This is a genomic window from Pseudomonas sp. Ga0074129 (genome assembly GCA_001465025.1).
Taxonomy (GTDB): Bacteria; Pseudomonadota; Gammaproteobacteria; order Pseudomonadales; family Pseudomonadaceae; genus Aquipseudomonas.
On record LNDO01000120.1, the window covers coordinates 1 to 1,990 of the forward strand.

Annotated in this window: 2 protein-coding genes; both read right to left on the minus strand. The window is 63.2% G+C overall.

Annotation, left to right across the window (positions count from 1 at the left end):
- On the minus strand, positions 1-290 hold a 290-nt coding region (gene coaD / locus AUK77_RS18735; RefSeq protein WP_296132809.1), incomplete at its 3' end, for a pantetheine-phosphate adenylyltransferase.
- A gap of 122 nt (positions 291-412) precedes the next feature.
- Positions 413-1,990 (minus strand): GMC family oxidoreductase (locus tag AUK77_RS18740; protein ID WP_296132811.1); only part of this gene is annotated, 1,578 nt, incomplete at its 5' end.

The window sequence follows — 1,990 nt, forward strand, 5'->3', positions numbered from 1 at the left end:
TATTCAAAGTCAGACACGGCGCGCAGGCCGCGCAGAAACACATTGGCACCCTGTTCTTTGGCAAAGTGCGCGAGCAGGGTGGAAAAGCCCACCACTTCGACGTTGGGCAGGTGTTTGGTGACTTCGCGGGCCAGTTCAACGCGCTGTTCGAGGCTGAACAGAGGATTCTTTTTCGGGCTGGCGGCCACCGCAATGATCACGCTGTCGAACAACCGTGCGGCACGCTCGACCAGATCGCCATGCCCCTTGGTGATGGGGTCGAAGGTGCCTGGGTATAACACTCGATTCATCGTGACGTCCTGGCGGGTCCGTTGGGGAGTCGGATGGTAGCGCAGCGTTTCCCCATGGCCAAGTCGTACGCCACACTGACGCGCCATTCACGGGCCCTCAAAGGCCCGTGAATACCTGGCTATCAGGCGGACTGGAGGCGCTCGGCGAGCAGGGTCGCCAGCTTGGCGGTGAGGCCGTAGATCGACAGTTGCGGGTTGGCCCCGATGCTGGTGGGGAACAATGAACCGTCGTGGATCGACAGGTTGCTCAACTGATGATGCCGGCCGAGGCTGTCGGTGACGGCCTGGCGTGGGTCTTCACCCATGGCGCAACCGCCCATGACGTGTGCACTGCCCAGGCGGGTGCGGTACAGCTCCAGGCTGAGGTTGTCGATCAGGCTCTTCGCCTCGGCCAGGGTTTTCACGTAGTCGGCGTCGGCGTGCAGCGGCAGCACGGCTTTGGCTCCGGCCGCGAACTGGATTTCCGCCATGGTGTGGAAAGCCCGGCGTACGCCGTCCCAGGTGTAGTCGGTCATCTGGTAGTCGAGCACCGGGCTGCCGTCCCCGCGCAACTCGACGCGGCCTTCGGCGCTGTCCGGGTGGAAACCATCGCGCAACAAGGCGAGCATGACGTTGGTGTTGGGCAGTTGTTCCATGCGCATGGCGTTGTCGATGCCGAAGCGGCCGAGCATGGTTGAGGTCAGTGCGGGCTGCAGCGGTGGCACTTCGAGTTTGTAAGACAGTCGCCCGGCTGCACCGTCATCCCACTGGAAGTGATCGGAGTAGACCGACTGCGGCGCACCGTAGAACGGGTTGATGACCTGCTCGAAGAGGGCGGCGGAGAAATTCACCAGGTGCAGGTAGGTGCGTTTACCGGCGCGTTCGTGCGGATCGGGTGCATTTGAACGCAGCAGAATCCCCGGTGTGTTGATGCCGCCGCCAGCCAGAACGTAATGCTTGGCCTTGACCCGGATGGTACGGCCGTTGGGCGCGACGCTGCGCTCGTCCATGCCCAGGCATTCGATGCCGGTGACCTTGTCGCCTTCGATTAGCAGGCGGGCGGCGCGGGCGAGATAGAGCAGTTCGCCGCCTTTATCCAGCGTGGCGGGAATGGTGGTGACCAGCATGGATTGCTTGGCGTTGGTCGGGCAGCCCATGCCGCAGTAACCGAGGTTCCAGCAACCGCGCACGTTGCGCGGGATCACCTGCCAGTCGTAGCCCAGTTTCTCGCAACCCTGGCTGATGACCGCGTTGTTGGCGTTCGGTGGCACGGCCCAGGGCGCAACGCCCAGGCGCTGTTCCATGCGCTCGAACCAAGGTGCCATGTCCGCCGGGCTGTGGCCTTTGACGCCGTGCTCGCTGGCCCAGTGTTCCAGGGTTGGCGCGGGCGTGCGGAAGCTGGAGGTCCAGTTGATCAGGGTGGTGCCGCCCACCGCACGGCCCTGCATGATGGTGATTGCACCGTCTTTGCTCATACGGCCGATGCCTTCCTGATAGAGGCTGGCGTAGGCCTGATCTTCGAGCATCTTGAAGTCGTCGCTGGTCTTCAGCGGGCCTTCTTCGATCAGCAGCACCTTGAACCCGGCAGCGCTGAGAATTTCCGCCGTGGTGCCGCCGCCTGCACCGCTGCCGACGATGGCCACATCGGCTTCGAGGGTCAGGTCGTTGTCCAGACGCGAGCCGTTATAGGTCTTCCAACCACGGGCCAAACCTTCTTTAAA